The 26,934-nt window shown below is 69.2% G+C and carries 25 protein-coding genes and 1 pseudogene; 11 read left to right on the forward strand and 15 right to left on the reverse strand.

The genetic code is table 11. The features are described 5' to 3' along the window. Positions 1–13: 13 nt before the first annotated feature. The 7 genes from ACNUDN_RS05875 to ACNUDN_RS05905 form a co-directional block, all read right to left on the reverse strand. Positions 14–1,267: an arginine deiminase gene (locus ACNUDN_RS05875; protein WP_419121080.1), complete on the reverse strand. Its 1,254-nt coding sequence runs from the start codon at positions 1,265–1,267 to the stop codon at positions 14–16. Beyond that, entirely contained in the window at positions 1,267–2,745 is a 1,479-nt protein-coding gene (gene arcD, locus ACNUDN_RS05880) for an arginine-ornithine antiporter (protein ID WP_419121081.1), read from the reverse strand. Before arcD ends, ACNUDN_RS05875 begins: the two co-directional genes overlap by 1 nt. Before the next feature lie 128 nt (positions 2,746–2,873). Beyond that, the gene (locus ACNUDN_RS05885) at positions 2,874–3,359 is read right to left on the reverse strand and encodes a hydrogenase maturation protease (protein ID WP_419121082.1); all 486 of its coding nucleotides are present in this window, start codon (positions 3,357–3,359) and stop codon (positions 2,874–2,876) included. Then, positions 3,356–4,648 carry a Ni/Fe hydrogenase subunit alpha gene (locus tag ACNUDN_RS05890; protein ID WP_419121083.1) on the reverse strand — a complete coding sequence of 431 codons (1,293 nt, stop codon included), beginning with the start codon at positions 4,646–4,648 and terminating at the stop codon, positions 3,356–3,358. Before ACNUDN_RS05890 ends, ACNUDN_RS05885 begins: the two co-directional genes overlap by 4 nt. After that, positions 4,645–5,493, reverse strand: a complete 849-nt coding sequence (locus ACNUDN_RS05895; protein ID WP_419121084.1) for an NADH-quinone oxidoreductase subunit B family protein — start codon at positions 5,491–5,493, stop codon at positions 4,645–4,647. Before ACNUDN_RS05895 ends, ACNUDN_RS05890 begins: the two co-directional genes overlap by 4 nt. After that, positions 5,494–6,342: an FAD/NAD(P)-binding protein gene (locus ACNUDN_RS05900; RefSeq protein ID WP_419121085.1), complete on the reverse strand. Its 849-nt coding sequence runs from the start codon at positions 6,340–6,342 to the stop codon at positions 5,494–5,496. Beyond that, positions 6,335–7,432: a 4Fe-4S dicluster domain-containing protein gene (locus ACNUDN_RS05905; protein ID WP_419121086.1), complete on the reverse strand. Its 1,098-nt coding sequence runs from the start codon at positions 7,430–7,432 to the stop codon at positions 6,335–6,337. Before ACNUDN_RS05905 ends, ACNUDN_RS05900 begins: the two co-directional genes overlap by 8 nt. 165 nt (positions 7,433–7,597) lie before the next feature. Between ACNUDN_RS05905 and ACNUDN_RS05910 the strand changes: the two genes are divergently transcribed. The 3 genes from ACNUDN_RS05910 to ACNUDN_RS05920 all read left to right on the forward strand — a co-directional run bounded on the left by ACNUDN_RS05910 (position 7,598) and on the right by ACNUDN_RS05920 (position 12,357). After that, on the forward strand, positions 7,598–9,643 hold the full coding sequence (locus ACNUDN_RS05910) for an erythromycin esterase family protein (protein ID WP_431959511.1): 2,046 nt from the start codon (positions 7,598–7,600) through the stop codon (positions 9,641–9,643). After that, positions 9,640–10,584: a 1-phosphofructokinase family hexose kinase gene (locus ACNUDN_RS05915; protein ID WP_419121087.1), complete on the forward strand. Its 945-nt coding sequence runs from the start codon at positions 9,640–9,642 to the stop codon at positions 10,582–10,584. Before ACNUDN_RS05910 ends, ACNUDN_RS05915 begins: the two co-directional genes overlap by 4 nt. A gap of 93 nt (positions 10,585–10,677) precedes the next feature. Next, the gene (locus ACNUDN_RS05920) at positions 10,678–12,357 is read left to right on the forward strand and encodes a sensor histidine kinase (protein ID WP_419125028.1); all 1,680 of its coding nucleotides are present in this window, start codon (positions 10,678–10,680) and stop codon (positions 12,355–12,357) included. Between the two features lie 12 nt (positions 12,358–12,369). On the opposite strand, the gene ACNUDN_RS05925 is transcribed toward ACNUDN_RS05920, so the two are convergent. Next, positions 12,370–12,987 carry a TetR/AcrR family transcriptional regulator gene (locus ACNUDN_RS05925; RefSeq protein WP_419125029.1) on the reverse strand — a complete coding sequence of 206 codons (618 nt, stop codon included), beginning with the start codon at positions 12,985–12,987 and terminating at the stop codon, positions 12,370–12,372. 291 nt (positions 12,988–13,278) lie between these two features. On the opposite strand from ACNUDN_RS05925, the gene ACNUDN_RS05930 reads away from it, so the two are divergent. Beyond that, positions 13,279–15,384 carry an adenosylcobalamin-dependent ribonucleoside-diphosphate reductase gene (locus ACNUDN_RS05930; protein ID WP_431959514.1) on the forward strand — a complete coding sequence of 702 codons (2,106 nt, stop codon included), beginning with the start codon at positions 13,279–13,281 and terminating at the stop codon, positions 15,382–15,384. A 16-nt stretch (positions 15,385–15,400) separates the two neighbouring features. On the opposite strand, the pseudogene ACNUDN_RS05935 reads toward ACNUDN_RS05930, so the two are convergent. The 4 genes and pseudogenes from ACNUDN_RS05935 to ACNUDN_RS05950 all read right to left on the reverse strand — a co-directional run. After that, a pseudogene (locus ACNUDN_RS05935) lies at positions 15,401–16,030 on the reverse strand (dienelactone hydrolase family protein); the annotation flags it as partial. Between the two features lie 73 nt (positions 16,031–16,103). Next, positions 16,104–16,919, reverse strand: a complete 816-nt coding sequence (locus ACNUDN_RS05940; RefSeq protein ID WP_419121088.1) for an ANTAR domain-containing protein — start codon at positions 16,917–16,919, stop codon at positions 16,104–16,106. Further along, positions 16,916–17,641, reverse strand: a complete 726-nt coding sequence (locus tag ACNUDN_RS05945) for a GAF and ANTAR domain-containing protein (RefSeq protein ID WP_419121089.1) — start codon at positions 17,639–17,641, stop codon at positions 16,916–16,918. The genes ACNUDN_RS05940 and ACNUDN_RS05945 overlap by 4 nt, the downstream gene beginning before the upstream one ends. A gap of 12 nt (positions 17,642–17,653) precedes the next feature. Then, positions 17,654–18,061, reverse strand: a complete 408-nt coding sequence (locus ACNUDN_RS05950) for a DUF5709 domain-containing protein (protein ID WP_419121090.1) — start codon at positions 18,059–18,061, stop codon at positions 17,654–17,656. Positions 18,062–18,238: 177 nt separating this feature from the next. On the opposite strand from ACNUDN_RS05950, the gene ACNUDN_RS05955 reads away from it, so the two are divergent. Continuing rightward, positions 18,239–19,093 carry a universal stress protein gene (locus ACNUDN_RS05955; protein ID WP_419121091.1) on the forward strand — a complete coding sequence of 285 codons (855 nt, stop codon included), beginning with the start codon at positions 18,239–18,241 and terminating at the stop codon, positions 19,091–19,093. Between the two features lie 77 nt (positions 19,094–19,170). After that, positions 19,171–19,614, forward strand: coding sequence for a DUF2267 domain-containing protein (locus ACNUDN_RS05960; protein WP_419121092.1), 444 nt, complete (start codon positions 19,171–19,173; stop codon positions 19,612–19,614). Here ACNUDN_RS05960 and ACNUDN_RS05965 read toward each other — a convergent pair. The 3 genes from ACNUDN_RS05965 to ACNUDN_RS05975 are packed head-to-tail and all read right to left on the reverse strand — an operon-like array spanning position 19,592 to position 21,445. Next, positions 19,592–19,843, reverse strand: a complete 252-nt coding sequence (locus ACNUDN_RS05965; protein WP_419121093.1) for an ANTAR domain-containing protein — start codon at positions 19,841–19,843, stop codon at positions 19,592–19,594. The two genes, ACNUDN_RS05960 and ACNUDN_RS05965, sit on opposite strands and share 23 nt — an antisense overlap. Beyond that, the gene (locus ACNUDN_RS05970; RefSeq protein ID WP_419121094.1) at positions 19,840–21,021 is read right to left on the reverse strand and encodes an Rv2629 family ribosome hibernation factor; all 1,182 of its coding nucleotides are present in this window, start codon (positions 21,019–21,021) and stop codon (positions 19,840–19,842) included. The genes ACNUDN_RS05965 and ACNUDN_RS05970 overlap by 4 nt, the downstream gene beginning before the upstream one ends. Further along, the gene (locus tag ACNUDN_RS05975; protein WP_419121095.1) at positions 21,011–21,445 is read right to left on the reverse strand and encodes a PNPOx family protein; all 435 of its coding nucleotides are present in this window, start codon (positions 21,443–21,445) and stop codon (positions 21,011–21,013) included. The genes ACNUDN_RS05970 and ACNUDN_RS05975 overlap by 11 nt, the downstream gene beginning before the upstream one ends. A gap of 159 nt (positions 21,446–21,604) precedes the next feature. Between ACNUDN_RS05975 and ACNUDN_RS05980 the strand changes: the two genes are divergently transcribed. The 5 genes from ACNUDN_RS05980 to ACNUDN_RS06000 are packed head-to-tail and all read left to right on the forward strand — an operon-like array spanning position 21,605 to position 26,934. After that, complete coding sequence (locus ACNUDN_RS05980; RefSeq protein ID WP_419121096.1) at positions 21,605–21,877, forward strand: hypothetical protein; 273 nt, start codon at positions 21,605–21,607, stop codon at positions 21,875–21,877. Next, a complete protein-coding gene (gene acsA, locus ACNUDN_RS05985) occupies positions 21,874–23,691 on the forward strand; it encodes an acetate--CoA ligase (RefSeq protein ID WP_419121097.1) in 1,818 nt (605 codons plus the stop codon). Before ACNUDN_RS05980 ends, acsA begins: the two co-directional genes overlap by 4 nt. After that, positions 23,691–24,662, forward strand: coding sequence for a pyruvate dehydrogenase (acetyl-transferring) E1 component subunit alpha (gene pdhA, locus ACNUDN_RS05990; protein WP_419121098.1), 972 nt, complete (start codon positions 23,691–23,693; stop codon positions 24,660–24,662). Before acsA ends, pdhA begins: the two co-directional genes overlap by 1 nt. Then, the gene (locus ACNUDN_RS05995; RefSeq protein WP_419121099.1) at positions 24,659–25,636 is read left to right on the forward strand and encodes an alpha-ketoacid dehydrogenase subunit beta; all 978 of its coding nucleotides are present in this window, start codon (positions 24,659–24,661) and stop codon (positions 25,634–25,636) included. Before pdhA ends, ACNUDN_RS05995 begins: the two co-directional genes overlap by 4 nt. Then, a complete protein-coding gene (locus ACNUDN_RS06000; protein ID WP_419121100.1) occupies positions 25,633–26,934 on the forward strand; it encodes a dihydrolipoamide acetyltransferase family protein in 1,302 nt (433 codons plus the stop codon). The genes ACNUDN_RS05995 and ACNUDN_RS06000 overlap by 4 nt, the downstream gene beginning before the upstream one ends.

Below are 26,934 nucleotides of genomic sequence, written 5' to 3' on the forward strand. Positions count from 1 at the left end.
AGCTGTGCACTCCTCAGGTGTAGATCGGGTCCCGCAGGATCGGGCAGGTCATGCAGCGGCCGCCGCCGCGTCCGCGACCCAGCTCGCTGGCGTCGATGGTGACCACCTCGACACCGGCCTTGCGCAGCGCGGTGTTGGTCAGGATGTTGCGGTCGTAGCCGATCACCAGGCCGGGTTCGAGCGCGACGACGTTGTTGCCGTCGTCCCACTGCTCCCGCTGCACGCCGTAGACGTCGCCGGCGGTGGTGACGACGCGGAAGGTCACCCCGAGCGCGTCACCGATCGTGGGGATCAGCGCCTTCGGTTCGCGCCGGATGTCCAGGCCGGACGGGGCCCGGTCGTCGGGGCGCAGGCTGAACGGCACGATCCCGTCGACGATCGGGGCGTACGCGGTGACGAGATCGTAGTCGCAGAACGTGAACACGGTGTCGAGGTGCATCGCCGCGCGGCTCTTGGGCAGGCTCGCGACGATCACCCGCTCGGCCGCGCCGGCTGCGAAAAGGTTGCGCGCCACCTTGGTGATCGCCTGGTGCGAGGACCGCTCACCCATGCCGATGACCACCACACCCCTGCCGACCGGCATCACGTCGCCGCCCTCCAGCGTGGCCGAACCATGGTCGAGCGCAGCGCCTTCGGCATCTCCGAGCCAGATGTCGAACTTCTCGTCGGCGAAGGCGGGGTGAAATGTGTAGACCGCCGTGGTGAGCAGCGTCTCCTGACGGCGGGCCGGCCAGTACATCGGATTCAACGTCACACCGCCGAAGATCCACGACGAGTTGTCCCGCATGAACTGGGTGTTGGGCAAGGGACGCAGGACGAACCCCGCGGGGTCGAGTTCGCGCAGTGCCGCCAGGAAACCGCCCCCGACGTCCTCGGGCACGTCCTGGTAGGAGACCCCGCCGATCAGCAACTCCGCCAACCGATCCGCGGGCAGTTCGGCCAGCCAGGCCCGGATCTCGTGCCGCAATCCCAGTCCCACCTGGTCGTCGGTGACCTTGCGGTCCAGCACCCAGGCCCGGGCCTGCGGGATGGCCACCACCTCGGCGAGCAGATCCTGCAGTTCCAGGACCTCGACCCCGTGGTCTTCCATCTTCGCGACGAAGTCGAAATGGTCGCGGCGAGCCTGCTGAAGCCAGATGACATCGTCGAACAACAGCTCGCCGCAGTTCTGCGGGGTCAGGCGCTGGTGGGCCAGGCCGGGGGCACACACCATGACCCGCCGCAGCTTGCCGGTCTCCGACCACACACCGACCCGGGATCCGGGCATCACAGCACCACCAGGTTCCCGGTGGCCAACAGCCCGATCGCGACGACCGACGTCACCGCAACCACCCCGACCACCACCAGTTCACCCTTGGAGAACACCGGCAGCCTGCTCTCCCGGCGGGCCCACACATACAGCGCCGTGCCGACCAGATAGAACACCGCAGCGATCAACAGGTACTCCCAGCCACCGGCGTAGAGCAGCCACACCGCGTAGGCCAGGGCCACCACACCGATCAGCAGGTCGCGGGTCCGGCCCGGACCGGTCTCGTAGGTCTCACCGCGCACCGCCAGCAGCACCTGGTAGGCCGCCGACCACAGGTAGGGCAGCAGGATCAGGGAGGTCGCCAGGTAGATCAGGTTGGTGTAGGTGCTCGCGTTGGCCAGCGTCCACAACAGCAGCGCCTGCACGCACAGGTTGGTCAACCACAGCGCGGTGGCGGGCGCGCCGTGCGCGTTCTCCTTGGCCAGCGCCTTGGGCAGCACATTCTCCAACGCGGGCAGTCGCAGGATCTCGACGCACAGCAGCACCCAGGCGATCAGGGCGCCCAGCAGCGAGATGACCAGGCCGATCGAGATGAACGCCGCGCCCCAGCTGCCGACCTCGTTCTCCAGCAGCCCGGCCATCGACGGATCGGGCACCCCGGCCAACTCGGCCTGGGCCATCAGACCGTAGGACAGCAGGTTCACCATCAGCAGCAGCGCCAGTACCGCCGCGAACCCCAGCACCGTGGCGCGTCCGACGTCGGAGCGTCGGGCGGCACGCTGGGAGTAGACCGCGGCTCCCTCGATGCCGATGAACACCCACACCGTCACCAGCATCATGTTCTTGACCTGGGTCATGGTGTCCCCGAGCGGAACACCGTCGATCTGGGTGGTGCGGCCCCAGAAGTCGGCGGTGAACAGACCGGCTTTGAAGCCGACGGCCGCCAGGGCGATGAACACGACGATCGGGACCACCTTGGCGATGGTCACCACGACGTTGACCAACGCGGCGGTCTGCACACCCCGCAATGTCAGCGCGTGCACGATCCACAACACGACCGAGGCGCCGATGATCGCGGGCACCGTCGCGCCGCCTTCGAAGCCCGGGAAGAAGTAGCCCAGGGTGGAGAACAGCAGCACCAGGTAGGCGACGTTGCCCACCCAGGCCGACATCCAGTATCCGAACGCCGAGGTGAACCCGATGTAGTTGCCGAATCCTGCTCGGGCGTAACCATATACGCCACCGTCGACGTCGGGCTTGCGGGTGGCCAGGGTCTGGAACACGAAGGCCAGCATCAGCATGCCGACACCGGTGACCAGCCAGCCGATCAACAGGGGGCCGGGTGCCGCACTGGCCGCCATCTGCGACGGCAACGCGAAGATCCCGCTGCCAATCATCGATCCGACCACGATCGCGGTCAGCGCGGCCAGACCCAGACCCGGTCGGGGGCCGGCGCGTCGGGGTTCTGCAGGCGCGGGCATAACGGACTGTGACATCGTGTCTCCCACATCCGGAGGGGGCAAGGTCGCGGATGCCGCCTTGTCACGCTGAGGCTATGACAGCCGGTGGGCGCGCTGAGGGGTCTTTGGTCCTCGATCGCAAGCCGTTGGTCCCTGCGGCGGAATCACTTCCACCGCTCTCCGGAGAGTGGCGTCGCTGTGGTGCGGTGTCGCCCGATCTCGGTGCACACCGCTGCGACCACCGCAGGTACGACGGCGGCCACGGCGGGACTGAGGGTCGCGCCGAACCCGACCTCGGCCGCGTCGACGGTGAGGACGACGAGACGGCGCGGCATGCGCCCGAGCGCCTCCCCCAGCGCACAGGTGGCCGGTAGGTCGAGGGTGTGTGAGCTCACCGCGGCCGGCGCCGGGCCGGCGCCGGGCCGCCACCGCCGAATCCGGCCCGGGATCAGGTGTGCGCCGACCCCGGCGTCGACGATGATCGCCACGTCGACTCCGGTCCAGGCGGTGAGAAGCTCGGCCGGGTCACCGGTCGACGTCAGCACCCGCACCCCGTCGAGGGACGCCCGCTCGAGCTCGGTGGCGACCGCCGGGCCGATGCCGTCGTCGCAGCGGAACGGGTTGCCGATGCCGATCACCAGGACGGTCAACGATTTTCGACCTTCACGGTGAGGAAGTGGGCGGCGCACGAGATGCACGGGTCGTGGTTGCGGATCGACCTCTCGCACAGAGCGGTCAGCTCGGCGTCGTCGAGGGCCAGATTGGCGCCGACCAGTACCGCCATCTCGTGTTCGATGGCGGCCTGGTTCTGGGCCGTCGGCGGCACCATCGTCGCCGTACGGATCAGACCGTCGTCACCGATGTCGTAGCGGTGGTACAACAGACCACGGGGTGCCTCGCTGGCGCCGTGCCCGACACCGGCGCGTGCCGGCACCTCGACGTAGGGTCGCGACGGTCGTCGGTAATCTTCGATGAGCCGCAGCGCCTCCTCGATCGCGTACACCACCTCCACCGCGCGAACAACGATGCTGCGGAACGGGTTACGGCAGGTCGCCGCGAGTCCGGCAGCCGTCGCGGCCTGTGCCGCGATCGGTGAGAGGCGGGCCGAGTTCAACGAGTAGCGGGCCAGTGGGCCGGTCAGGTAGCGGGCGCCGTCCAGGGTGGCGTGCAGCGCCGTGGAGTGCGGCACCTGCGATTCCACCACGTGCTCGCCGAAATCCCGGACCGCGAACGCCGCCCCCGAACTGCGCGCCACGGTCCCGCCCTCGATCGGGTAACGGTCCGGAGCGGTCAACGCCAGGAACTCGTGATCGAACTCGGCGTCGGGGAACTCCAGCCGCGCGGTGCGCGCCACGGTGGACAGCGCATCGTCGAGGGCGCGGCGCAACAGCTCGGCCAGCGGCCGGAGCTGGGCGCGGGTCGGGACCGAGTAGAAACCACCGAGCCGCACGTTGACCGGGTGGATCGCGCGGCCACCGATCTGTTCCATCACCCGGTTGCCCGCCTTCTTGAGGGCCAGTCCGCGCTCGACGAGTTCGGCATGGTCCTTGGCCATCGCGATGATGTCGGGGTAACCGAGGAAGTCGGGCAGGTGCAGCAGGTAGATGTGCAGGGCGTGACTGTGGATCCACTCCCCGCAGTACAACAACCGGCGCAGCGCCACCAGCTCGGGGTCGACGGTCACCGCGCAGGCGTCCTCGATGGCGTTGCAGGCACTGACCTGATAGGCAACCGGACAGATACCGCATACCCGGGCGGTGAGGTCGGGCGGTTCGGTGTGGGCACGTCCTCGCAGGAACGCCTCGAAGAACCGTGGGGCCTCGTAGATGTTGAGCTCGACGTGCTCGACGACACCGTCGTTCAGGGTGACGTGCAGTGCGCCTTCACCTTCCACCCGGGTCAGTGCGCCGACGGTGAGGGTCCGGTTGCCGGTGTTCACCTGTCGGTCCGTCCGATGCTGTTGCGGGATTCGTCGTGACGGGATTCGGTGCTGCGGGATTCGGCGAACCGGGTGGCGTTGAACGTGGCGAACACCCGTTCGACGTCGGCTGCCGACATCCCGTCCCGGCGCAGCAGCGGGATCAGGGCCCCGGTGTTCGGTGACCCGGTGTTCGGTGACCCGGTGTTGGGTGACCCGGTGTTCGGTGATGCGGCCGGGCCGAAGCAGCCGTAGCAGCCCCGCGACAGCGACGGGCACAGCGCACCGCAGCCGGCGTGGGTCACCGGGCCCAGGCAGGGGGTGCCCTCGGCGACGACGACGCAGGTGACGCCGCGGTTCTTGCATTCGGTGCACACGGTTTTGGCGGGCAATCGAGGTTTTCTGCCCACCAGCAAGGCCGCAAGGGTCTCGAGGAGCTGACCGCGGTCGATCGGACAGCCCTGCAGTTGATAGTCCACCGTCACGTGTGCCGAAGCCGGGGTCGAGGTCGCCAGCGTGTCGATGTAGCGGGGTTGTGCGTAGACGATCGAGGTGAACTCGTCGATATCGGCCAGATTGCGCAGCGCCTGGATTCCGCCGCCGGTGGCACACGCCCCGATGGTCACCAGAATCTTGGACTGCGAACGGATTTCCACGATCCGCCGGGCGTCGGCGGCAGTGCCGATCGAGCCCTCCACCAGCGATACGTCGTAGGGGCCGGCGACGACCGTGCTGGACGCCTCCAGGAACGTGGCGATCCGCACCCGGCCTGCCAGCGTGAGCAATTCGTCTTCGCAGTCGAGCAGCGTGAGCTGGCACCCGTCACACGACGCGAACTTCCAGACCGCCAAGCTGGGCACATCCATCTACAGCTCCCTGATCTGCAGCAGTGGCCCGGCGACGTGGTAGCCGACGACGGGCCCGTCCCGGCACAGCAGCAGCGGCCCGAGCTGGCAGTGCCCGCACCAGCCGACACCGCACTGCATGTTGCGTTCGAGGGAGACCCGGATGGCGTTGGCCGGCAGACCTTTTCTCAGCAATTCGGCCGCGCCGCTGCGCATCATCACCTCCGGGCCGCACAGGTACGCCGCCGTGGCGTCCGGCCGCACCGCCAGCCGGCGCAGCGGTTCGCACACGTTGCCGGTTTCACCGGGCCAGCCCTGCACCGGCACATCGACGGTGAGGTGCACGTCGATGGCCTTGTCGCCCACCCAGTCGTCGAGTTCGTCGCGGTACAGAAAGTCCGCGCGGGACCGAACACCCACGATCAGCGTCACTCGGCCGAACCGGTCTCGCTCGGCCAGGGCGGCGTGCACGACCGGTCGCAGCGGTGCCAGTCCCACTCCGCCGGCGACGATGACCACGTCGGTTCCGGCCGCGGCCTGCTCCAGCCCCCAGCCGGTTCCGAAGGGTCCGCGCAGCCCGATGACCGAACCGGGCTGCGCGTCGTGCAGCGCCCGGCTGACCGCACCCACCGCCCGCACCGTGTGGGTGATGGTCGGGTCGGCCCCGCCCGGGACCCCGCTGACCGAGATGGCGACCTCGCCGACCCCGAACGCGTACATCATCATGAATTCTCCGGGTCTGGCCGGGGGCAAGGGCTCGTCCACCGGCGCCAGGCGCAGCGTCGCCGAATCGCGGTTCTCGCAGCTGCGGTCGACCACCCGGTAGGACACCGGCGCCATCGCGGAGTTCGGTGCGGCGAACTCAGTCATCGCCGGAATCCGCCAGGTCGGCCAGCGTGGCCATTTCCTCGGTGATGTCGATTCCGGTCGGGCACCAGGCGATACAGCGGCCGCACCCCACGCAGCCGGAGGTGCCGAACTGGTCGTGCCAGGTCCCGAGCTTGTGGGTGAGCCAGTGCCGGTACCGCGACGAACCGGACTGGCGCACGCTGCCTTCGTGGACGAAGGTGAAGTCGAATTCGAAGCACGACGCCCAGGTCAGCCACCGCTCGGCGTGGGTTCCGGTCAGATCGGTGACGTCCTCGGCGCTGGTGCAGAAGCAGGTCGGGCACACCATGGTGCAGTTGCCGCACGTCAGACACCGCGATGCCACCTCGTCCCAGTGTGGCGACTCGCGGGAGTCCACCAGCAGGCCGCGTAGATCGCCGACGGGCATCTGCCGGCCCATGTGCTGTGCCGCGTCGGCGACATCGTTTCGCGCGGAATCGATTTCAGGGCGATCGGCCTCGCGGTGGGGTACCCGCTCGAGCACCTCGGTGCCGGCCGCGCTGCCGATGTCGACGAGGTAGCGGGGACCTCCGGTGCCGGTTCGTTCGGTCAGGGCCAGGTCGTAGCCGGGGCCTGCGCCGGGACCGGTTCCCATCGAAGCGCAGAAGCACAGCGCCCCGGGCTCGGTGCAGTTCACCGCGACCACGAAGACCCGGCCGAGGCGGTCGGCGAAACTGCGGTCAGGATGTGCGGTCGCACCCAGCACGCCGTTGAGCTTCGCGATCGCGGCCAGGTCGCAGCCGCGGACCCCGAGGAACGCGTAGCGCACCGGATCCGGTGCCGGTGCGCCGTCGGAAGTCCACACCCGCTGCCGTGGCGGGTGGAGGAACTGCTTCCACGATTGGGGTCCCGCCGAATGGTTGAACGCCGCGTCGTCGTCGCGGCGGTGGAGCCGGTAGTGACCGGGGCCGACGTCGACCCCCCAGCCCCGCGGCAGCTCGTCGGCGCTGTCGAGCTCGGCAAGCGTGATCGCATTGCCGGACACCGTGGGGCCCACCACACGAAAACCCATGTCCTTGAGCACGGACACCAGCTTGTGCAGGCCTGCGGCGTCGATCACCGCGACGTTCATGGCCGCCATGGTGCCCCCGATCGCCCGGCGGCGTGCGACGGTTGGCCGAATAAGTGACCCAAGACTTGCGGGAAGTGACCCAAGACTTGCGGGAAGTGACCCAAGACTTGCGGGAAGTGACTTTGTGCCACAGCTTCCGGCATGGCCGGTGGCTACCGTCGCTGCATGACCACAGCGCGACGGGCCCTACGGGGTCAGCCCAGACGAGTGTTCCGCGATCGTCGGGAAGCCGGTCAGGTGCTGGCCGGCCTGCTCGGCGCTTACCGGGGCAGAGAGAAGGTGGTGGTCCTCGGTCTGGCCCGCGGCGGGGTGCCGGTGGCCTGGGAGGTCGCTGCCGCGCTGGGTGCTCCGCTGGATGCCTTCATCGTGCGCAAGCTCGGCGCGCCCGGGCACGACGAGTTCGCGATGGGGGCGTTGGCCAGCGGCGGACGGGTTGTCGTCAACGACGATGTGGTGCGCGCGCTGCGGGTGTCTCCGCAACAACTCAGGGATGTGGCCGAGCGGGAGGGACGCGAACTGCTGCGGCGGGAAGCGGCCTACCGTGCCGGTCGTCCACCGCTCGAATTGGCCGGTAAGACCGTGATTCTCGTCGACGACGGACTGGCCACCGGGGCGAGCATGCTGGCCGCGGTGCAGGCGCTGCGTGAGATGGAACCGGCTGAGATCGTCGTCGCGGTACCGGCGGCGCCGGAATCGACCTGTCAGGAGTTCGCCGCGCTCGTCGACGACGTGGTGTGTGCGTCGATGCCGACCCCGTTCCGCGCGGTGGGGGAGTCGTTCTGGGATTTCCGGCAGGTCAGCGACGACGAGGTGCGTGAGCTGCTCGAGACGCCGACGGTCGGTATCGCGACGGCGCGGATCCGCCTGGCCGAGACGCCCGCCGAGGTGGTCGACCGCTGCGCCGTCGACGCGCCGTCGGGTGTGCCACCGCGCGAAGCGCTCGAAGAGCTGATCGGTGATGCCCGCGTCGTGCTGATCGGTGAGAGCTCGCACGGCACCCGGGAGTTCTACGAGGCGCGGGCCGAGATCACCCGCTGGCTGATCGAGGAGAAGGGCTTCTGCGCGGTTGCGGCCGAGGCCGATTGGCCCGATGCCTACCGGGTGAACCGCTACGTCCGGGGCCTGGGCGCAGACGGTTCGGCCGAGGAGGCATTGAGCGGTTTCGAGCGATTCCCGGCGTGGATGTGGCGCAACACCGTCGTCCGGGATTTCGTCGGCTGGCTGCGTGCGGCCAACGCCGACCGCCGGGCCGAGGGCGGCCGGGAGACCGGGTTCTACGGATTGGATCTCTACAGCCTGCACCGGTCGATGCGCGAGGTGATCGGATACCTGGAGAACGTCGACCCGGCTGCCGCGCAGCGGGCCCGCGACCGGTATGCCTGCTTCGACCACACCTCTGCCGACGACGGCCAGGCCTACGGTTTTGCCGCGGCGTTCGGCGCCGGGTTGTCCTGCGAACGCCAGGCGGTCGAACAGCTCGTCGAACTGCACCGAAATGCGGTGGAATACCTGCGCCGCGACGGCATGATCGCCGAGGACGAGCTGTTCTACGCGCAGCAGAACGCCCAGACGGTTCGCGATGCCGAGGTGTACTACCGCGCGATGTTCGGTGGTCGGGTCACCTCCTGGAATCTGCGGGACCGGCATATGGCCGACACCCTGGAGGCGCTGCTGCGGCACCTGGACCGGCAGGGCGGACCGGAGCCGGCCCGGATTGTGGTGTGGGCACACAATTCTCATGTCGGCGATGCACGGGCGACCGAGGTCGGCGCCGACGGTCAGCTAACCCTGGGGCAGTTGGCGCGGGAGAGATTCGGGGACCAGGCGCGTCTGATCGGCTTCACCACCTACTCGGGCACCGTCACGGCCGCCTCCGAATGGGGTGGTGCCGCCGAGCGCAAGGTGGTCCGGCCGGCGCTCAACGGCAGCGTGGAGGAGTTGTTCCACGAAGTGGACCGGCCCGAGTTCCTGGTGTCGGCGATGATCAGCCGAGCTGTCGCCCAGCCGCTCGACGACGTGCGGCTCGGCCGCGCCATCGGCGTCATCTACCTGCCCGCGACCGAACGGCAGAGCCACTACTATCACGTCCGCCCCGGTGAACAGTTCGACGCGATCATCCACATCGACAGGACCAGCGCGCTCGAACCGCTCGAGATCGACAGCCTGTGGGTGGCCGGCGAGACGCCCGAGACCTATCCCAGCGGGCTATGAGCGGCGCGGCGATCGTCACGTTGACGATGAACACCGCGCTCGACGTCACCGCCGAGGCCGACGAAGTCATTCCCACCGAAAAGATCCGTTGTCGCGCAGAGCGTTACGATGCCGGCGGGGGTGGCGTCAACGTGGCGCGCTTCGCTCGCGCACTCGGGGCCTCGGTCTCGGCGGTGTTCACCGCCGGCGGGGCGACCGGGTCCCGGGTGATCGACCTCGTCGACGCCGCGGGCGTTGCAGGAGTCCCGGTGGCCATCGCGGGCTCGACGCGGGAGAGCTTCACCGTCAACGAGTTGGCCAGCGGCAAACAGTACCGCTTTGTGCTACCCGGGCCGGTCCTGACATCCGATGAGCAGGCACGCTGCCTGCAGGTGCTCCGGCAGGCAGCGGCGTCGGCGGCCTACGTCGTCGCCAGCGGCAGTCTGCCGCCGGGGGTTCCGTCCGACTTCTATCAACGAGTGGCCGAGATCTGCAACCAGACCGGCGCATTGCTGATCCTCGACACCTCCGGCGGCGGGCTTCGTCATGTCACCGCCGGTGTCCACCTGCTCAAGCCGAGCGTTCGTGAGCTCCGCGAGTGCGTCGGCCGTCCGCTGCGCACCGAGGCCGAACAACTGGCCGCCGCCCGGGAACTCATCGCCGCCGGCATCACCGACGCGGTGGTCGTATCGCTGGGCTCCCAGGGTGCGATGCTGGCGACAGCAGCTGACAGTGAACGGTTTTCGGCCGTTCCGGTCACCGCGGTCAGTGGTGTGGGGGCCGGTGACGCGCTTGTCGCCGGCATCACGGTCGGACTGGCGCACCGCTGGCCGCTGGCCCGGGCGGTCCGGTACGGAATCGCCGCGGCTTCGGCGAAGCTGCAGACCCCGGGCACCTCGGTCTTCGGCCGCGAGGACGTCGACCGATACTTCGAAGCGCACCTACCATATTCAAGGCTGTGACGTGGTAATTCGCGTCGAGTTGTCACATTCCCGTTTCGTTGGTGGCACGATGGACCCGTGACCGGCGAGGGGAAGTCGGACGCTGAGACCAGCATGCGTCCGCTGCGGGACACGCTGTCGCAGCTGCGGCTGCGTGAGCTTCTCAACGAAGTTCAGGACCGCGTCGAGCAGATCGTCGAAGGCCGGGACCGGCTCGACGGGCTACTGGACGCGATGCTGGTGGTGACCTCCGGGCTGGAACTCGACGAAACCCTGCGCACCATCGTGCGCACCGCGATCGAGTTGGTCGACGCCCGCTACGGCGCGCTCGGGGTCCGCGGACACGACCACGAACTGGTCGAGTTCATCTATCAGGGCATCGACGAGGCCACCCGTGAGTTGATCGGGCACCTGCCCGAAGGGCGCGGTGTGTTGGGCGTACTGATCGATGATCCCAAGCCGATCCGGCTGGACCGGATCTCCCAGCACCCGGCCTCGGTGGGTTTCCCGGCCGATCACCCACCGATGCGCACCTTCCTCGGAGTGCCGGTGCGCATCCGCGACGAGGTGTTCGGCAATCTGTACCTGACCGAGAAGGCAGGCGGGGCACCCTTCAGCGAGGACGACGAGGTGCTGGTCCAGGCGCTGGCGGCCGCGGCGGGCATCGCGATCGAGAACGCGCGGCTCTACGAGCATTCCAAGATGCGGCAGTCCTGGATCGAGGCCACCCGCGACATCGGCACCGAGATGCTTTCCGGAGTCGATCCGTCCACCGTGTTCCGGCTGGTCGCCGACGAGTCGCGACACCTCAGCGGCGCCCAGTCCACACTGGTCGCGGTGCGTCCCGACCTCGATGACCTGACCGGACCGGTCGACGAGCTGGTGGTGGCCGCGACCGCCGGTGACAGCCCGGCAGCTGCGTTGACAGCGATCCCGGCCGAGGGTGGCGCGATCGGCGATGCCTTCGGCGGCAGGACGCCCCGGCGCTTCGATGCGCTGCAACTCGACCCCGAGCACGCGACACCCGGCCCGGCGCTGGTGCTGCCGTTGCGGACGACCGACTCGGTGGCCGGGGTGCTGGTGGCGCTGCGGCCGGATGGGGCGCCGCCGTTCAGCGCCGACGAACTGGACATGATGGCGGCGTTCGTCGACCAGGCGGCGCTGGCCTGGCAGCTGGCCACCACCCAGCGCCGGCTGCGTGAGCTCGACGTGCTCACCGACCGCGACCGGATCGCCCGCGACCTGCACGACCATGTGATCCAGCGGCTGTTCGCGGTGGGGCTGGCGCTGCAGGGCACCATCCCGCGGGCCCGATCGGCCGAGGTCCAGGGACGGCTCACCGAATGTGTGGATGACCTGCAGCAGGTGATTCACGAGATCCGGACCGCGATCTTCGACCTGCACAGCGGGCACGGCGGCAGCACCCGGCTGCGCCAGCGCCTCGATGAGGCCATCGCCGCGTTCAACACCCCCGGGGTGCACACCACCGTCCAGTTCTCGGGACCGTTGTCCGTTGTCGACGGCGTTCTGGCCGACCACGCCGAAGCCGTGGTGCGCGAAGCGGTCAGCAACGCGATCCGCCATGCCGAGGCGACCAGCCTGGCGGTCAGTGTCTCCGCGGCGGATCTACTGTCCATCGAGGTGGTCGACGACGGCCGGGGCATCCCCGCCGACATCACCGGAAGTGGGCTGACCAACCTGCGGCAGCGGGCCGCCGACGCAGGTGGCACGTTCACCGTCGAACCGGGTCCCGCCGGCGGCACCCGGCTGTACTGGAGTGCGCCACTGAGGTGATGTCCGGGCGGGCTATCGGGCAGGGTCGGTGAACGCGTCCAGCACGGTGGCATCGGTCATCAGGCCGTTGGTGTACAGCTCCAGAGCCGGCGTCAGCATGTCGGCGGCATAGTCACGCAGCACCGCAGCCATATCGCTGGGGGTGCGATGCCGCCGCCGGTACAGCAGGAAACCCCCGGCGTTGTTGAGCGCCAGGAACATCGCGCGCGCCCGCGGGTTACGACTCGGGGTAATGGTGCCGGCGCGGACCCCGTCGTCGAGGTAGTCGACGGCGTTCTCGATCATTCGATCCAGCAAGTCCGAACCCAGCCCCTGACCGTCCTCCATGCTGCGAACCAGGTAGGCCATCAGCGGGGCATACGATTCGATGCCGGCGAGCGCGGCCAGCCAGGTGCCCGGGTCATGTGACTGCAGCGCCCGGGCTTTCGAGGTGCGGATGGTGTCCACCACGTAGTCGTCGCAGGCCCTGATGAGATTGCGCTTGGAGCCGTAGAGGTCGAATACCACATCCTGGCCCACACCCGCGGCCGCGGCGATGGCCCGGACCGGCGTCCGAAACCCGTGCGCCCCGATCTTCGCGATCGCCGCATCGCGCACCTGGGCACGTAGCTGTTCCTCGGCGCCGTGCACGGCGGTCTCGTTCTGGTCCACCGCCTGTTGTTGATCCAGCACGGTCATGGTCAGCTCCTCAGGTCACCGGTGTCAGCGTCCGGGCTTCAGCGTCGTCGTTCTTCAGCATCGTCGTGGACGCAACCAGACCGTTAGGGCCGTTGGGTGTCCCGATCGGGGGAGAAAGTCCCTCGCGCGCCGCGCTCCGGACGCGCTGCTCGGGAGGGACTTTCGCCCCCGCCGCCGAGGGCATCGTGCCCTTCCGATGCGCGTCCGTTCGGCGCAGTATCGGTGCGCACCGAAGGGGGATCGATGACCGCCGCGACACACCGGGGCCCGGCGTCGCGACGCCGACCCGCCCAGGTCCGGCGCCGCGACGGGACGCTGGTTGCGTTCGACGTGAGTCGGATCGAGTCGGCGGTCTCACGCGCCGCACGCGAGGTGGCCTGCGAGGACCCTGACATGCCGGCCACCGTGGCGGCGGACGTCGCCGACGCGCTGGGGCCCGGCATCGCACCCGTCGAGACGATCCAGGAGCAGGTGCAGGCCCGGCTGGGGGAGGCCGGACTCGGCGACGTCGCCCGCGCCTACATCATCTACCGGCAACGCCATGCCGAAATCCGTTCGGCCAAAACTCTTCTCGAAGTTCGCGACGAACTGAAGCTCAGCCTGGCCGCGGCGACCGTACTGCGCGAACGGTATCTGCGCCGCGACGAGCAGGGACACCCGACGGAGTCGACCGGCGAGATGATGGACCGCGTCGCGAGCTGGGTCGCCGCCGCCGAGGACCAGCACCGCCCGGGATCTTCCGGACAGTGGGCCGAGCGGTTCGCGACGACCCTGCGCCGCCTGGACTTTCTGCCGAACTCACCCACCCTGATGAACGCCGGCACCGAACTCGGCTTGTTGTCGGGCTGCGTGGTGCTGCCCGTGCAGGATTCGCTGCGGTCGATCTTCGCCGCGCTCGGTCAGGCCGCGGAGGTGCAACAGGCCGGCGGCGGAACCGGTTTCGCGTTCAGTCGGGTGCGGCCCGCCGGAGACCGGGTCGCAAGCACCGGCGGCTGCGCCAGCGGGCCGGTGTCATTCCTGGGACTCTTCGACACCGCCGCCGGGGTCGTCGCCATGGGCGGCCGCCGGCGCGGGGCCTGTATGGGTGTGCTCGACGTGTCGCACCCCGACATCCGGGAGTTCGTCACGGCGAAGGCGCAGTCGCCGGACCGTCTGTCGCAATTCAATCTGTCGGTGGGCGTCAGCGATGCCTTCATGCGCGCCGTTCGGGGCGACGGAATGCACCGCCTGGTACACCCGCGCACCGGACGCACGGTCGCCACGATGCCCGCGGTCGAACTGTTCGGCACCATCTGCGAGGCGGCGCACGCCTGCGGCGACCCGGGGCTGCTGTTCCTCGATCCGATCAACCGGGCCAATCCGGTTCCCCGGCTCGGCCGTATCGAGGCGACCAACCCCTGCGGTGAGGTGCCGCTGCTGCCGTACGAAAGTTGCAACCTCGGCTCGATCAACCTGGCCCACCTGGTCGCCGGTGACGGTGTCGACTGGGACCGTCTGGCCGACGTCACCGCGCTGGCCGTGCGCTTTCTCGACGACGTCATCGACGTCAGCCGGTACCCTTTCGACGAGCTGGGCGCGGCTACCCGGGCCACCCGCAAGATCGGCCTCGGCGTCATGGGTCTTGCGGAAATGCTTGCCGCACTGAGAATTCCGTATGACAGCGACGAAGGGGTGCGGCTGGCCGGTGCGGTGATGAGTCGCATCCAGCGCGCCGCGCACGAGACTTCGCGGCAGCTGGCCGCCGACCGCGGCCCGTTTCCGGCGTTCGCCGACAGCCGGTTGGCGCGGGGGCAACCCCGGCGAAACGCACAGGTCACCTCGGTGGCGCCGACCGGGACCATTGCACTGATCGCGGGCACCACCGCCGGGATCGAACCGATGTTCGCGATCGCCTACACCCGCGCCGTCCTCGGCAGACACCTGCTGGAGGTCAACCCGTGTTTCGACCGGCTGGCGCGGCGGCGGGGCTTCTACACCGAGGAGTTGGTCACCGAGATCGCGCGCAGTGGCGGGGTCCGCGGTCATCGGCAGCTGCCCGCCGATGTGCGCGCGGCGTTCCCGGTCGCCGGCGAGATCGCACCGCGGTGGCACCTGAGCATGCAGGCGGCGGTGCAGCGACACGTCGATGCCGCCGTCTCGAAAACCGTGAACCTGCCCGCGGAGGCGTCGGTCGAGGATGTCCGTGCGATCTACCTTTCCGCCTGGTCGGCCAAGGTCAAGGGCATCACCGTCTACCGGTATGGGAGCCGCCCGGGCCAGGTGCTGACCTTCGCCGCGCCGGCACCGGCGCTGGCCCAGGCCGGCCCGGATTTCAGTGGGGGGTGTGTGGGCCGGTCCTGCGAGATGTGACCGTCGGAGGCCGGGGTCACGTGGCTGCGGACTGGTGTGCCAGATGCCGGACGAACCAGTCCCGGGCCAGGGCGGCGGCCTGCTCCAGGGTCCCGGGCTCCTCGAACAGATGCGTCGCACCGGGTACCACGGCGACCCGGCATTCCCCCTGAATCGCCTGCTGTGCCTGGCGATTCAGTTCGAGCACCAGCTCGTCGCGTTCGCCGACGATCAGCAGGGTCGGCGCGGTCACCTCGCTCAAGTGCGCGCCGGCCAGGTCGGGCCGGCCCCCGCGGGACACCACCGCTGCGATGTCGGCCCGCTCGTCCGCCGCGGCGGTCAGGGCCGCGCCCGCGCCGGTGCTGGCACCGAAATAGCCCACGGGCAACGAACGGACTTCCGGGCGGATCGCCAGCCATTCGGTGACGTCGAGGAGTCGGCCGGCCAGCAGCCCGATGTCGAACACGTTGGCGCGGTCGGCTTCTTCGGCCGGAGTGAGCAAGTCGAAAAGCAGAGTCGCCAAACCCGCTGCGTTCAACACCTCGGCGACATAGCGGTTGCGGACGCTGTGCCGGCTGCTTCCGCTGCCGTGAACGAACACCACTACACCTCTGGCATCCTGGGGGACCGTGAGATAGCCGTCCACGGCCACCGTGCCGGCCGGAATCCGGACCGGGGCGTCCACGATGCCGGTGCTGCGCCGGCGACCCGCCTCGGGGTCGTGGGTGCGTGACATATCCCTACCTCTCTTTCTCGTCCTTGTCGTCCTTGTCGTCCTTGTCGTCCTTGTCGGTCGTTGTCGCGTGGTCTGGGCCGCGACGTCGGTCCTGATCGGGGTCACGGCGCGGCGGTGTCAACCCGCCGTGGATGACGGTGTCGGCGAGGTCGGCGAGCTTGCGCTGCTGGGCGTGGGCGTAGGCGCGCAGCATCTCGAATGCCTCATCGACCTCCACACCGGTCCGTTCGGCGATGACGCCTTTGGCCTGTTCGACCGCCAGGCGACGGTTCAGCGCAGTCTGGAGGCCTTCGATGAGCAGCTTGTGTTGGCCCGCGGTGCGTTCGTGAAGCAGCGCGATGGCGGCGACATCGGTCAGCGCCTGCCCGACGGCGAGGATGTCGTGGTCGAGATCGCCCGGGGCGATGCTGAACAGGTTCATCCCGCCGATGAGCTCATCGCGCAGACGCATCGGCAGCGCATGCACGCCGGCGAATCCCGCGGCGAGCGCCTCGGGGGCGAACAGCGGCCAACGCGCGGTCTCGGTGCGCAGATCCGGGCAACTCACCGCAAGCCCCGACCGGTAGCAGTCCAGATAGGGCCCCTCGCTGTTCTGCAACTGCGAAAGTTCCAGAACCTGGGCCTGTTCGGTGGATGCGGCGATGACGTTGAGCCCGCCGTGGCTGTCGGCCAATAGCAGACCGACCGCGTCGACGCCGAGGATTTCCTGTGCCCGGGCCGCGATCAGGTGCAGCAGATCGACGAGGTCGAAGTCCGCGACCAGGATCTCGGCCAGCTCGACGAACGTGCTGGTGACCGACGGGTTCGGACCGGCGGTCATGACGGTTCGTCCTGGAAACGCAGCCGGCGTTCCACCACCGCACGCGCGACCGCCGGCAGCGGCAGGTGCTGGCAGTAGGCATGTGCCCGTAATCGGACCAGCGCGTCGAGCACCGAGATGCCCAGCTGCACCGACACCATTCCGGCCGCCTGATGTACCTCGGCACGCCACAGCGCCGGGGTCTGACCGTCCGAGATCGCGCCTTCGGTGGAGGTGTCGATCCCGCTGCGCGTGTCGAGCACGAGCAACAGTGCGGTATCGGCGTAGATCAGCGCGTCCACCAGGTCGTCCCGGCTGAAGTCGCGGGGGGCATCGCTGTAGAGGTTGAGCGCACCCACGTGGATCGCGCCGAGCGCGAGCGGGAAACTGTGCACGGCCCGAACTCCCAGCGGGGCCACCTCGGGGGTGAACACGGGCCACCGTCGCCGGACGGCGGCCGACGATAGATCGTCGACGAGTACCGGTTGGCCGGTGGCCGACGCATCGATGCCCGGCCCCTCGCCCAGGGTGCTCTGCAGGTCGTCGGCCTCGCCGGCGTGGTCGCCGGTGAAGTACACCGGCTCGAGTGTGTCCGGCGATGTCGCGAGCATCAGCCCGGCCCCGCTCACGGTGAGCGCATCCACACATTCCCCGCACGCGTGCTGCGGTGACAGCGCTGTCTTTTCGCGCATCGCGCGCAGCGCGACTGCCGCCCAGATCCCGGCGGCGCGGTCACTGTCCATCGCTGCCCGCGGTCATTCGTCGTCGTCGATGATGTGCACCGCGGCCTCCTCCGCGGAGGCGGCCCCACCGCTGATGCCGACATCGTCGGCGACCAGATCGGCCTCGCAATCCTCACCGAAACCCAGGTCCGGAGCGACCAGCCGGCCGGCCCGGCTGCGACCGACCTCACGCCGACGCGGGAACTCCGTCTCCCGTTCTGCGGCATCGGAACGTTGCCGCTCGTCGTCGTCGAACAGCGTGTTGATCCGCGCGGCCGGATCTGCTTCCTCGAATTCACCACGGCTGTAGCGGTGTTCGGGGGGTGAGAAACCTTCGTCGAGGATGTCGTCGAGGCCGCGGTCGACGAGGGTGTCCTCGGGCTGCAACTGGTCGTCGTCGTCGACGCTGTACTCGCCGGCGGCGAAGTCCGATGTGCTCATCGCGGTGTTCTCCTCACTTGCGCGCAACCACGCTCGCGTTGCCGTACCTGGAGTCTGATCCTCTTGTGCGGCCTTCCCCAGAGGTCTTTTGGCACCAGATTCGCGACCAATGCCTCCACTTGGCGCGGGCCGTGGCGGTTACCGTGACAGCATCGTCACCCTCCGAAAGGAGCCGGCATGTCAGCAGCGACTGCACCGCACGGAGTCGTCGTCGGGGCCGACGGATCCCCGTCATCACTGGCCGCGGTCCGCTGGGCGGGTGAGGAAGCCCGGCTACGCCACGTCCCCCTCACCATCGTCCATGTGGTCTCCGACGCGGGAGCCGGGGAGGAGCCCGGAGGCGAGGCGGCCCAGGTGTTGGCCGAAGCGGTATCGGTGGGACGCGCCGCGGTCGGCGGTGACACCGGCACTGTCGTCGAGACCAGGCAAATGCACGGAAAGCCGGTGCCCGAACTGGTCGACGTCTCCGCTGCCGCGCAGATGGTCGTGGTGGGAAGTCACGGACGGACGGGGCGGCGTGATCGCGCGGTGGGGTCGATCGGCGTCGGGCTGCTGCACCACGCCCGGTGCCCGGTCGCGATCGTGCACGACGACGTGCCACCGAAAGCGGGGCCCGGGCGGCGGCCGATCCTGGTCGGCATCGACGGCTCGCGGACCTCGATGTCGGCGGCGGCGATCGCGTTCGACGAGGCGTCCCGACGGGCGGCCGATCTGTTGGCACTGCACGTGTGCAAGGACGCGGACACCCCGGCCGCGCACGACCCTCAGTCCTCGACGCTGGAGCGCGAAGCCGAGGATTTCCTGCGTGAGACACTGTCCGACCTGCAGCAGCGGTACCCGGAGGTTGCGGTGCACCTGCTGGTGCGCTTCGCGAATCCGTCGCGCCAGTTGCTGATTCAAGCCGAACGCGCCGAACTCGTGGTCTTGGGCAGCCACGGCCGGGGCGCCCTGGCCGGGAAGCTGCTCGGATCGGTCAGTACGGCCGTCGCGGAGGGCTCCCGGATCCCGGTGATCGTCGCCCGGCGGACCTAGACCGTCACGGTGACTTTCGGCCCTGTCCGGGTACTGTGCCGCCGCGGTCTGCTGTGGGGAAACGGCAGGAGGCGCACATGAGCACCACATCCAAAGTCCCGGGGTCGGCGAAAGTTTCGGGACTCGAACATGCGATGCACTCGGCGCACACCTGGGTCAACGAGGTCGCCCGGGAATTCGACACCGACGATCGGGAATTCGCCTACGGGGTGTTGCGGGCCTGGCTGCACACTCTGCGGGACCGGCTCACCGTCGAAGCGGCCGCGCACTTCGCCGCGCAGCTGCCCGACCTCATCAGGGGGGTGTATTACGCGGGATGGGATCCCGGTGCGGTGCCCGTCAAGTTCGACGAGAAGACCTACATCGTGCGGTTCGCACGGGATGCCCACATCGCGGTGCAGGATGTGCCGAAGGCCGCCTCGACCGCGACCGCGGCGGTGCTGCGGTTGCTCCCGCCGGCCCAACTCACCAAGGCCCTGGACCAGTTGCCCGCCGATGTCAGGGCAGTCTTGCGGCCTTGAGCAGGGGTCCCCACGCGACATCGACGACGGCGTCGAGCGGGTCATCCGCCGGCGCCGGCGTGCCCTGAGCTTTGGTGAGGAGCGCGGTCGCCAGCCGCAACGGGGCCACGTTGTGGCGCCGCGCAGTCCCGATGAGGTCCAGCAGTGCGTCGTCGAGGCTGCACTGTTGCAGCGCGACCAGAATGCCCTGGGCCGCGCACAGGGTGCGGCGGCCGTCGGTGACCGTCATCGCCGGTCACCCCACGAGGTCGCCGAGGAGGAGCTCGGCCGGCGGCCGATGACCGGTTCGAGCGGATAGCGCAACAGCGCGGCGAGCCCGTCGGCCGGAGCCGCCGTGTCGTCGGCGCGCACCAGCGTGGAATCGATCGAGAGCGCCACGAACGGCACGGCCTCGTCGGCCAGCGCGATCCGGCTCGGCGCCTCCCCGAGTTCGGAGAGCGCGTCGGCGTCCGGCGCGATCGTGGTCCGCTGCCGGCCGCACACGACGGTGGCGCTGCCGACGTCGCCGAGGATCAACGTGTCGACCGCACCGTAGCGCAGCGCCGCGCACACGTCGGCAAGGCCCTCGACGGCCAGGCCCGAGCCCCGTGCGGTCTCGGCTCGCCACCGCGCGATCGCCGCGTCCGTCGCACGCCCTCGGCGGCGCCCGAGTTCGGCATCGATGCGGTCTGCCACCTCATGTTCGCGGGCCCGTCCGCCCCGCGGCCCCGCCGCCAGGGACACCACCCGCTCCGAGACGCGGTGCGGCAGATAGCCGTCGATGTCGGCTCGGGCACTGACCGCACCGCACAGGAAGACCAGTTCCCCGGCACCGTCGTCGACGAGTTCGGTGAGCCGGTCGGCGACCGCGCGGGCGTTCATCCGCACGGCTTCGTCGGTGGTGTGCTGCAGGTCGCCGTACCCCTGCCAGCCGGCACTGGCGGGTTTGTGGACCGGGTAGCCCGGCCCCTGCACCGTTTCGTGCCGCACGACGCCGTCCCGGTGTGAGGTGAGGTCGGCGCCCAGATGGTCGACTGCAGCGAACACATATGAGGGCGGCCACGTGGTCAGGTCCAGCAGCGGCAGCAGGTAGGGATACTCCGACACCCTGAGCACCGTGATCGACGGCGGTGTGTGGAGGTGCACGTTGAAAAGCACGCCCTCACGACCCGCGATCACCGCCCGGCCGGACCGTCCCACCCCCGGCTCGCTGTGCAGAACCGCCCGTTCGACGGCACCGACGACGTGTTCGGTCACCCCGCTGTCCTCGAGATGCCGTCGGATCGCCCGCCACCGCGCGGCGGTCTGCTGCTCGGCGTCGGGATTGTCCCGGTTGTCGTCGATGAAGAGAGAGACGAAGGGTCCGGGTGCGTCGACGACGGTGTGCAGGCGGTCCGTTGCCCGGTCCGTTGCCCGGTCAGTTGCCATGGTGGGCCTCGCTGTCGGATCTGTCGGCGAAGGTGAACTTGACGAAGTGTCTGATCCCGAAGCGCTCGAAGGTGCGCCGTCTGCGTGCAGACAGTGCGGCGGCCGCGGTGGGCGCGTCGATGAGCTGCGGGTCGCCCACGTCGAAGGACCGTCCGTCGGCGGTGATCGTCGCGTGCCCTGCGGCCTGTGCGTTGCGCAGCCAGTCGACGCCGGTGCCGTAGGGCAGCGGGATGATGAATCCATCGGCGACTCGTTCTGCGACGACGGGTGTGGTGCGGGCCTTGCCCGTGGTGCGCCCGGTGTGCCGGATCGCCGCGGCGTACCAGTGTCTGCGGCCCGCAAGCAGCAGCATGACCGGGTTGAGCACGTGCTTGTTGAAGGTCCGCACGGCGTCTTTGGCCGACCGGGTCGCTGGTGAAGACATACCTGATGGTCACCGGCGCCGCCGGGGCACGGGCAGGGTCAAGCGGACACCCTTTCAGGGACCTAAGGCACCTGTTGGGCACTGGTGACTTTCGTCTCTATTGTGTGGCGCCGGTCACGGAAAACGATGAGGTCGATCCGCCCCCGGAAGGAAGCGACCATGCCCGTGACGTCGACCGACCGTCCCGCCCCGACTCAACGCCAACTCGACGACGTCGCATGGCAATTCCTGCGCTCGGAATTCACCGGCGAAATCTATGCCCAGTGGCCGATCGACCGCAGGCTCGACGTCTTCTTGCTGCATCGCGGATTTCGTAAACTGCACGACGACGGCACCGCCTACAGTGCGCTACTCGAGCGGGTGATGGCCAACCTGGGTGCAGCGGCGCGGATCGGCGTCCTGCATCCGCCCAGCGCCGGCGCGTCGTCGTGACCGTCATCCACAAGACCGCGCAGGACTGGCGGGTCGCACCGAATCTCGTTGACTATGAAAGTACCTGTGCGTCCTTCGACTGGTCGACGGCGCCGAACCTGTGCGGGGGCATGGGTGAGGGCCTGTGCAACATCGGCTATGCGGCCGTCGACCGGCACGCCGAGGGGCCGGCGTCGACCCGGACCGCTCTGCGGTTCGTGTCGGCGTCCGGTTGGGACGGCGGGCTCAGTGTCCGGGACCTGAGCTACGCGGAGCTGGGCCGACTCGCCACCCGGTTCACCGCCGTGCTGCGCTCGTTGGGGGTGAACAAGGGCGACCGGGTATTCACCCTGCTGGGCCGGTGCCCCGAGCTCTACATCACGATCCTCGGTGCGCTGCGCAACGGGAGTGTGGTGTCGCCGCTGTTCTCCGCGTTCGGTCCCGAGCCCATCGCGACGCGGTTGAGCATCGGTGACGCTCAGGTGCTGATCACGACGAGGGCCTTCTACCGCAAGAAGGTCGCGGCCATCCGGGACTCGCTGACCTCGCTCAAGCACGTCTTCGTCATCGACGACCACGCCGCCGAGGGCTCCGATCCCCAGACGATGGGATTCTGGCGGTGGATGGACGCGGCCGTCGACGGCGCACCCGTCGAACCCACCACCGCCGACGACCCCGCCCTGCTGCACTTCACCAGCGGGACCACCGGAACACCCAAGGGCGCCTTGCACGTTCACGGCGCAGTCACCATGCACTATGTCACCGGGCGGTTCGCCCTCGACCTCCACGACGACGACATCTACTGGTGCACAGCGGATCCGGGCTGGGTGACCGGGATGTCCTACGGTGTGATCGCGCCCCTGCTGCACGGAGTGACATCGGTGGTCGACGAGGGCGACTTCGACGCCGAACGGTGGTACCGCATCCTGGAAAGCCAGGGCGTCTCGGTGTGGTACACCGCGCCGACGGCGATCCGGATGCTGGTCAAGGCCGGAGCCGAGCTGGCGGCCGGCTTCCGGTTTCCGCGCCTACGGTTCGTGGCCAGCGTCGGTGAGCCGCTCAACGCCGAAGCGGTGTGGTGGGGCAAACGCGTACTGGGGCTGCCCATTCACGACAACTGGTGGCAGACCGAGACCGGCGGGATCATGATCGCCAACACGCCCGCGTTCGACATCAAACCGGGATCGATGGGCCGGCCCCTGCCCGGGGTGCAGGCGTCGATCGTGCGCCGGCACGACGACGGGTCCACCGAGGTGATCGACACCCCGGACGTGGAGGGTGAACTCGCGCTCAAACCGGGCTGGCCGTCGATGTTCCGGGGCTACCTGCACCAGGACGAGCGGTACCGCAAGACGTTCGCCGACGGGTGGTACCTGACCGGTGACATGGTCAAGCGCGACGAGGACGGGTATTTCTGGTTCGTCGGCCGCGCCGACGATGTCATCAAGTCCGCCGGGCACCTGATCGGTCCGTTCGAGGTCGAGAACGCGCTCACCGACCACCCGGTGGTCGCCGAAGCCGCCGTCATCGGGGTGCCCGATCCCACCGTCGGCGAGGTGGTGAAAGCGTTCGTCACGCTCCGCGACGGATACCAGGCCGACGAGGCACTGCGGCGAGAGTTGCTCGCGCACGCCCGGAAACGACTCGGGGCCGCTGTCGCACCCAAGTCGATCGAGTTCACCGACGCGTTGCCGCACACCCGCAGCGGGAAGATCATGCGCCGGTTGCTCAAGGCGCGAGAGCTCGGTCTGCCGGAGGGCGACACCTCGACCATCGAGACCGCAGCCACCGTCGAGCCCGCCGGCGGGGTCGGTGCCGCGACGGCGACGCCGTGATGGACACCGTCGAGGCGCACGACCTGCTGTCGGACATGGTGCGGGTCCGCCGGATGGAGGAGAAGTGCGCAGAACTGTACAGCGCGAGCAAGATTCGTGGCTTTCTGCACCTCTACGTCGGTGAGGAAGCGGTTGCCGCCGGCTCGCTGCGCGCGCTGGCGGTTGGCGACGCCGTGGTCGCGACCTACCGCGAGCATGCGCACGCCTTGCTCCGAGGGGTGCCGATGACGGCGATCATGGCCGAGATGTTCGGCAAGGTCCAGGGCTGCTCCCGCGGGCGAGGCGGTTCGATGCACCTCTTCGATGCCGACCGGCGGTTCTACGGCGGTAACGCGATCGTCGCCGGCGGGTTGCCGCTGGCGGCCGGGCTCGCCCTCGCCGACGCCTACCAGGGGCGGTCCGCGGTCACCGCCTGCTACTTCGGTGAGGGTGCGGTCGCCGAGGGCGCGTTCCACGAATCCCTGAACATGGCGGCCCTGTGGCGTCTGCCCGTGCTGTTCTGTTGCGAGAACAATCTGTACGCGATGGGAACCGCTCTCGCACTGGAGCAGTCGCAGACCGATCTGGCCGTGAAGGTCGCCGCTTACAACGTGCCGACTCTGACTGTGGACGGGATGGATGTCGCCGCGTGCCGGTTCGCCGCCCAGGAGGGTGTCGAACACATCCGTCGTGGCGGCGGCCCGTTCTTCGTGGAGTTCCGCACCTACCGGTTCCGGCCGCACTCGATGTTCGACCCCGAGCTGTACCGGGAGAAGACCGAGGTGGAGCAGTGGCGTCAGCGCGACCCGATCCAGCTGTTCACCGACCGCTGCATCGGCGAAGGGCTGCTGGGAGCCGACGACGTGGCCGCAATCGAGGAGGCGGCCGCTGTCGAGATCGACGACGCCGTCGCATTCGCCGAGGCCGGGACATGGGAAGACGTCGAGGATCTGGCGCGCGATGTGGTCACGGCGTCTGGGGGAGACCGATGAAGACGAGCTATCGCACCGCTGTGCACGACGCCATCCGGGACGCGCTGCGCGACGACCCGCGGGTCCTGCTGATGGGTGAGGACGTCGGTCGCTACGGCGGTACCTACGCCGCGTCCAAAGGTCTGCTGGAGGAGTTCGGGCCGGACCGGGTGCGCGACACCCCGCTGTCCGAGCTGGGATTCGTCGGCATCGGAATCGGAGCGGCGCTGGGCGGGCTGCGGCCGATCGTCGAGATCATGACGGTCAACTTCAGCCTGCTGGCGCTGGACCAGATCGTCAACACCGCTGCGGCGCTGCGCCACATGTCCGGGGGACAGTTCTCGGTGCCGCTGGTGATCCGGATGGCCACCGGCGCCGGACGCCAGTTGGCCGCCCAGCACTCGCACAGCCTGGAGGGCTGGTATGCCCACATCCCCGGCATCAAGGTGGTGGCCCCCGCCACCGTCGAAGACGCCTACGGCATGCTCTGCACGGCCTTGCAGGATCCCGACCCGGTGATCGTGTTCGAGCATGTCCTGCTCTACAACACCTCGGCGGACATCGAGACCTTGCGACCGACAGATATCGCCCGCGCCGTGGTGCGCCGGCCTGGTGCGGATGTCTCGGTGATCACCTACGGCGGCTGTCTGCCGAAGGCGCTCGACGCCGCCGACGAGCTGGCGATGGCCGGAATCGCCTGCGAGGTCGTCGATCTGCGGGTGCTGCGACCGCTGGACACCGAGACGTTCGTCGGTTCGGTATCCAAGACCCATCGGGCGGTGGTCGTCGACGAGGGCTGGCGCACCGGCAGTCTGGCCGCCGAGATCAGCGCCCAGATCACCGAGCATGCCTTCTTCGACCTCGACGCTCCGGTCGCGCGGGTGTGCAGCGCAGAGGTGCCGGTACCGTACGCCCGCCATCTCGAAGAGGCGGCGCTGCCGCAGCGGGACACCATCGTCGCCGCGGTACGGGGGCTGTTCGGGGGGCTGCAGTGATCGATTTCGCGATGCCCGCCCTCGGCGCCGACATGGACGAGGGCACGCTCAACGAATGGCTGGTCAAGCCGGGTGACAGCGTCACTCGCGGCCAGGTGGTCGCGGTGGTCGAGACCACCAAGGCGGCCGTGGAGGTGGAATGCTGGCAGGACGGCACGGTCGGGGAACTGCTGGTCCCGGTCGGGCAGACGGTGTCGGTGGGCACCCCGCTGGCCAGGCTGCTGGCGCCCGGGGAGACCGTCGCGGAGGCGTCGCGGGGGGCTCCCGCCGAGCCTGCGAGGCAATCGGGCCCCGCCGAGCCTGCGAGGCAATCGGGCCCCGCCGAGCCTGCGAGGCAATCGGGCCCCGCCGAGCCTGCGAGGCAATCGGGCCCCGCCGAGCCTGCGAGGCAATCGGGCCCGGCCGAGCTTGCCAGGCAGCCGATTGCGGCGGTCCCCTCCGGACACCGTCGCTGGGTGTCACCGGCCGCGCGCCGGCTCGCCGTCGGCTTGCACGTGGACGTGGAGGCGGTGACCGGCACCGGCCCGCAGGGCGCGGTCACGCTCTCCGACGTCGAGCACGCCGCGGCGTCGATCCCGCAATCGCCACCGCAAGCCGGTCCGCCGGCCAAAGCCGCTCCCGGGGGTCGCGGCGCGGAGATGCGGCGCGCGATCGCCGCGGCGATGGGCCGGTCCAAGCGTGAGATCCCGCACTACTACCTGGTCCACGAGATCCTGTTGGACCCGGCACTGCAATGGCTGGCCGAGCGTAACGCACAACGTTCGATCACCGACCGCATCCTTCTGGCCGTACTCCAGGTCAAGGCGGTTGCGGTTGCCGCGCAGCGCTTCCCGGAGCTCAATGGGTTCTGGCGCGACGACGGTTTCATCCCCGCGGACGGCGTTCACGTCGGTGTCGCGATCTCGCTGCGCGACGGCGGCCTGGTCGCACCCGCGATCCACGACGTGGCGGGCAAGAAGCTCGACGAGGTGATGTCCGATCTCACCGACCTGGTGGCCCGTGCCCGAGCCGGCTCCCTGCGCAGTTCGGAGATGTCGGACCCCACGATCACCGTCACCAACCTCGGGGACCAGGGGGTCGACGCCGTGTTCGGCATTATCTACCCACCCCAGGTGGCGTTGGTCGGGTTCGGGAAGCCGGCGCAGCGGGTGTGCGCGGTGGACGGCGGAATCCGGATCGGCACCGCGGTGTCGGCCACGCTGGCTGCCGACCACCGGGCCAGCGACGGGCACCGTGGCGCGATGTTCCTCGCCGCGATCGACCAATTGCTCCAGCAGCCAGAACAACTCGAGAAGTGA

The organism is Mycobacterium sp. smrl_JER01, from assembly GCF_048513595.2.
Classification (GTDB): domain Bacteria; phylum Actinomycetota; class Actinomycetes; order Mycobacteriales; family Mycobacteriaceae; genus Mycobacterium.